This window comes from Flavobacterium sp. ACAM 123 (assembly GCF_000264055.1).
GTDB lineage: Bacteria > Bacteroidota > Bacteroidia > Flavobacteriales > Flavobacteriaceae > Flavobacterium.
The window spans coordinates 1-6,204 of record NZ_AJXL01000152.1; the positions used below are offsets into that span (position 1 = coordinate 1).

Below are 6,204 nucleotides of genomic sequence, written 5' to 3' on the forward strand. Positions count from 1 at the left end.
AAACTGCCTTTTCAGACAGTTTTTTTCTTTTCTATGTTTTTTTTCAAGTTAAGGAATAATTATTTTTTTACTTAATTGGCCATTTGTGGTCTTCATTTTTACTATATAAACTCCAGCGCTTAAGTTTTTAACTGGTAGTACAATTTTGGTCTGATTTTTATTTTCAATTTCCCAATTTGCAATAGTCTGACCTAATATATTGAAAAGAGAAACTTCATTCACTAACAAATTCATGATATTATTTTTAATAACTAATGCGTCATTATTGTCAGCATAAAAAATAGTAATACCGTTTTCTATTTTAGGTTCTTCATTATGACTAAGTGTTTTTCCAGTAAATCGTAAAAAGAAACGTTTGTTGTACTCGCCGACCGCTAATGAAATTTTGAATTCACTTTCTCGAAGATTATGATAAACTTGCTCCAAGGTGTCTTGTAAATAAATTTCAGTGCTTGAAGGTATATTTTCCAAGGCATCAATTTTTATGGTTATAGATCCTTCTTTGTCTACTACAATCCCCAATGGGATTATTTGGTTACTATTGAAATCAGGGACTGCTTCAATCATAAAAGGATGGTTATTGATATCCAAATACATGTCATTGGCATTCATGCCAAACATTGGAGCATCATAGCCGATGTCAAATCCATTGGTCGAGTTACTATCTACTCCAACTAATAACTGTCTATGGCTGCCAATAGTGGAGTCAAAGCCCAATCTGATTTTTTGTCGGGAGTCGACTACTGATTCAGGAGCTGTTATTTTTGATTTTTTGGAACCACTTGTTTTCATAAATTGAGAGCTTCCGGAGGTTTCTCTTTTAAGTGCACGTTGACTATTTTTAAATATAACAGATCCTCCATCTACTGAAGTAGATATTGCCGTACCGGTTCTGTCTGTGTAAACTGCAGCATCAATAAAGAAGCCTTGGGCTACAGGTATATAGCGTTTTGGTTTATTTGTTCCTAGTTTACCTGTGTTTGCAGTCAAAGGGTCGTTAGCAGAAATAGCTTCAATACCTCCCATTAAAGTATAGGCGGCATAGCCTCCTTCATATTGAGCTAAAATATGATTTTTTGACAGGCCAAAATGATCCCAGAAATAGAGTACACCACCAAAAGCATTTGCAGCTCCTCTACAACCATCGCAATCTTTCAAATTGTCTTTTATAAACTCATTTGCATCAAGAGCCGATGGATAAGGGTTACCAACTAAATAGGTTTGATCTATCGCTAAAAATAAGGATATAGTTCCTGAGTTTGGTTTACCAGTAAAAACATAATTTTGTAATGTTTCTATTGGATAGTCACCTCCGGATCCTTTCATAGTAAATCCTTCAGCGGCACCTATTAATCCGGTGTTTGCTTTGTACTGCCATTGATAGTAATTCTGCCAATTGGTATTATTGTCTGGTGTTAATGAGCTATAAGACCAGATCCACCTATTGCTTATTTTTATCGGACTTGTTAACCCCCCGTCAGCAAAATAGGCACCATTACCAAAATCTATTGGTTTTGGGTTTGACGAATCTAGTCCATCTCTTAAAACTGCAGAAACAGAATAATCTAAGTTATTAGCAGTTGGATTAATTATACTCACCGGTGAAGACCAATAATTATAGTTGTAACTATTCTGTTTTCCTTGTTGATCACGTTCTATATATCCTGAACTAGTTTCGGCAAAAACACTTTCGCTAAATTGTGTCGTAATATAATTGTCAAATTTAGTGTCAGCAGCATCATAATATCCATATCTTTTTTGAAGGAGTTGTGACTCTCCAACCAAATCAATCATACCATCTAATTTTAAATAATGGGTTACCCATAATCCTTGTCCATCATTGGTCTCATCTTGATTTCCAGTACTATTTGTAATAATTAATTCATTAGACACAACTATGAGACCAAGAAGTGTAAGGTCTCTTGTGTTTGATGTCACTTTATGGTTTGTTTTAACGATGTTCCAGTCAATTGGTAGGTTGTTTATACCTAGACTATTAGGCACGTCCCAAACGTCATAATTTGTCCATGTGTTATCTGTATCCCAAGTTTGATTTGACACTCTAGTAGTATATGGAATAGGAGCTGTTTGTTCCTCACTAGTAGTTATATTACAAAGTCTACCACTTACACCTTTATAAGCCGTTAGATCACCACAAAGAACGTTCATGCGATAGTAACCTAAAAGGTCATTCCATACTAACGCAACGTCTTCTATACCGTCTACGTCATTATCTGTTCCATAAATTTTTGTAGGTATAACAACACCACCTACATCTGGTCCTGAAGCAATAATTTCTTGATTCATCATTTGTCGAATATTTTCTACTGACAAAGCCTTATTCCATATTTTTAATTCATCAATCCAACCATTGAAATAATTTGTAGGTAAACTTGGTGAAGTTTGATGCATTGCACCTAAAAGTGCCTCAATATTACTTTCTGTTAGGGCAGGTGCAGAGCCATTTCCAGATCCTACTTCTAAACCATCGACATAAAGTTTATAAGTTGAACTATTAAAAGTAACGGCTAAATGATACCATCTACTTGTATTGATTGTATAGGCACCTGAAGTAACTGATCCATTGCCAGTACCATTGTACCAATTAAATTTTACTTGACCATTAACAATGCTTAAATCATATCCATTTGAGTTGATTACTGCGTTTTTTCGAGAAAACACAGTACTAGTATTACTTACTGAATTTGGCTTAGCCCATACTTCGATACTAAAATTGCTATTTAAATTATAATTGTTTTTAAAAGTTACATAGTCATTAACCCCATCAAAATTGACAGTTTTACAATCTATAATTTTAACATCTACGTCATCATAACATCCGTTTACAAGGGTCCATCTTAAGGTGTAAGTCCCGGGGTCAGCAGTAAAAATTGCATTAGGGTCTGTTGTGCTAGAAAAAGTAGCAGAGTTTCCACATGAAGTAGAACTAGAGTTGATTTTAGACCATGCTCCTGTAACACCAGTACCCTGATAGTCTTTATCACCTACAGCGGTATTTGGTACAGTGTAAAGGTTGTTTCTCCAAGCTCCCTTACTATAATTAGATACTGCTGTTATTCTATTATCATAAGCGTTTAATTTTAAAGTGTTTTCACCACAATTACTTGCAAGAGGCATGTAGTCTTCCCCTGCATATGCTAAACTTGTATTTATATTTACAAAATTAGTACCATCATTATTATTCGTTCTACAACCATTAACTAACGTTGTTACTCCATATTCTCTGACTCCAGGAGTAATTGGTGTTACAGCTGCTGTCGTACCTTTGGCTATCACAGTACCATTTTCATCTGTCCATTCTAATTCATCATCTACTCCAGCAAAATTAAAACCAACATCATCAATAGTCCAGCCACTTCCTACATTGAAAGTTTGATCTTGATTACAAGTGTTAGAAGAATGTCTCGGAAAAGTTACACCAGAACATGCTTGCCCTGAGTAAAATGTAAATCGAATACGCAATCCAGCAAGTCCGGTATATGGTCCTAAGTTTAGCGATGTAAATCTAAATGGATCAGCGACAGGGTATTGATTAGTACTACATTGATTTCCATTCCCCTTATATGCTTGAACTCCAGTAGTATGTCCAGCTGTCAGAATATCATTTTGTATAGTGTTCAGAGTTGTACTATAAGTATTTCCGGCATCAAATGATAATTCAATTTTTCCGTAACCATCATTACAAAAATAATAAGCTGAATAGAATGTTAAAATCGCTTCACTAGAGTTCATACCTATGGTACTAAACACTGGAGTCTCTAAAGTTGTTGTTTGACCGTAAGCTGCTGCATGTGCAATAGCAAATTTAGTATTATCAGAAGTGTCATAATTGATTCCACTAAAAGTGGTATTTGGATTACTGTTTGAATTTGTTTCTTTCCAAGTGGGTTGTTCATTATTATTACCACTAGCTGGAAAATAACCATCTGTTCCATCTACTCGCCATCCGTCAGGTTGCGCATAATTAAATTTACCACCTTTCCCAAATTGGCCTTCAGGTTGATCAAAAAAGCTTTCTGCAACTACGGTTACTGAGTCACCTAAACAAATATCTAAAGGCGTATGACTAACAATTATTGGCGGTTCGTCTGGAGGTAAGAATCTTACATAAGCCTCAGCAGATGTTTTGATTAGAGTTGAGTCATTCGCATCTTCGATTTTAAGTCTAACAAATGTATCACTAAGTAATCCTGGTAATGTATATGCTAATAACTCTGCTGTGTTCGGTATGATCGTCCATGTTTCTCCATTATTATTTGAGTATTCCCAATTTATTACTTGTGAAGCTTGTAAGTTATAACCATCTATTCCTTGTATTGTAAAATGTACATCTTTAGGTACTGTTACTCCTCCTGGACAAGCTGTTGCTTCAATAAGAGCACTTGGAGGTTGTTGATTGTCTGGAATAGGGTTGATAATTTGTCCTGTTAAGTAAGTAAATTTATTTTTTGATGGTTCTACAGTAACTGTTGCGGTACAACTACTTGAATTACCATGAACATCATATGCTGTTAATACAGTGGTAGCTGTGTATACATTTGGTGAATCTGGAAATTGATTAGGAGAAACCGTTAAATAGGCTATTCCACAAGCATCATTAGAACCATTATCTACATCTGAAGGTTTTATTGTAGCTACTCTTGTTATTGCATCTATTACCACAACGTGATTTTTGCAAATCATTTTGGGTGGGGTATTGTCAACTATTGTGATTTCTGCTTGGCAGCTATCACTGTTTCCATTGTTATCATAGACTGTAAATGTTACTGATTTTGTTCCGATATCGGCACAGTTAAATGAGTTTGGAGATATTGTCGTGTTTACAATTCCACAATTATCCGAAGAGCCATTATTTAAATTGGAAGCAGCTACCGTTACAGTACCATTTGCAGTCAAGTAAGCAGTATAGTTTTTACAGACTGCTATAGGTGCAATGTTGTCTGTAGGAATAACTTTGAAAGTACAGGTAGTTGTTCCATTAGAATAATCTTTTGCCGTTAATGTTATAGTTGTTATTCCAGAAATTAAGGTGCCTGCTACGGGATTTTGTGTAATGGTTAGATTAGTGTCGCAATTGTCAGAAGTAGTAGCATAAGTTGTATAATCTGGAAGCATAAACTCACAAAAAACATCAAAGAAGACATTTTGATCACTAGGACAACTTATAGTCGGATTTTCATTATCTATAACTGTTACTATTTGGTTACAAACGGCAGTTAATCCTGCATTATCAGTTGCAACCCAAGTCACAGTCGTATCACCAGTAGTGAATAAGTGCGTAGCAGGGTTTATGACGGTGCTGCCAATTTTAGCAATAATAGAGGCAATTCCGCAATTATCAGTTGCTGCAGGAGAACCAAGGTTTACCGTTGTAGTACAGTCTCCAGTACCATTTGCATTGGTATAAGCTATTTTATTTACAGGGCATGATGTTATAATTGGTGGAATGTTATCGGTTACTGTGACTGTTTTAGATCCAATTGTAACATTACCAGCTACATCTTTTACATTATAGTTGATGGTTGTTATTCCTTTATTAAAGATATAAGTTCCTACTTGACCCAAGGTTGCAACTTTTATTGTAGCGCCACTAAGAGTATAGGAAATATAAGAACCACTACAGTTGTCAGAAAATGAGGCGTCTGTTACTGCCACTGAAGCATTACAAAGTCCAGTGTCGGTATTGGCAGATTGATTGGTTCCGGCTGTTAAAATTGGCTTGTTCGTGTCTTTTGCAGTAAGTTCTACAATTTTAGAATCGGCATTTCCATTGGCATCGGTTGCCGTAACGGTCACGTTTATAGTTCCGTTGTGAACCACAGCTTGAGTAGTTCCCGCTACAGGGCTTTGCGTAATTGTAACTCCGGAACAGTTATCTACTGCAGTAGATCCATCGACAAGGTTTGGAATTGTTGCAATGCAACTAGCGTTAAGGATTACATTTTGATTGGTTTCAGGTGTTAAAATAGGTTTTGTTGAATCTACTACAGTAATAGTTTGTAAATAGGACTGAACATTCGAGTTGTCATCCGTTGCAGTCCATGTTCTAGTGATTACTTTATTATTTCCAGTTCCATTGACAATAGCATCAGAATATCCAATTGTAGGTGTAGAATCACAATTATCAGTAGCCGTTGCTGGACCGTTGGTTGCAGTAGGAGCAATACTTGCTGTGCACTCTAT

Annotated in this window: 1 protein-coding gene; it reads right to left on the minus strand. The window is 35.8% G+C overall.

What is annotated here, in order from left to right:
* Positions 1 to 48 precede the first annotated feature (48 nt).
* Positions 49 to 6,204: LamG-like jellyroll fold domain-containing protein (locus tag A3SG_RS20275; protein ID WP_035664531.1), on the minus strand; the 6,156-nt coding region annotated here is incomplete at its 5' end.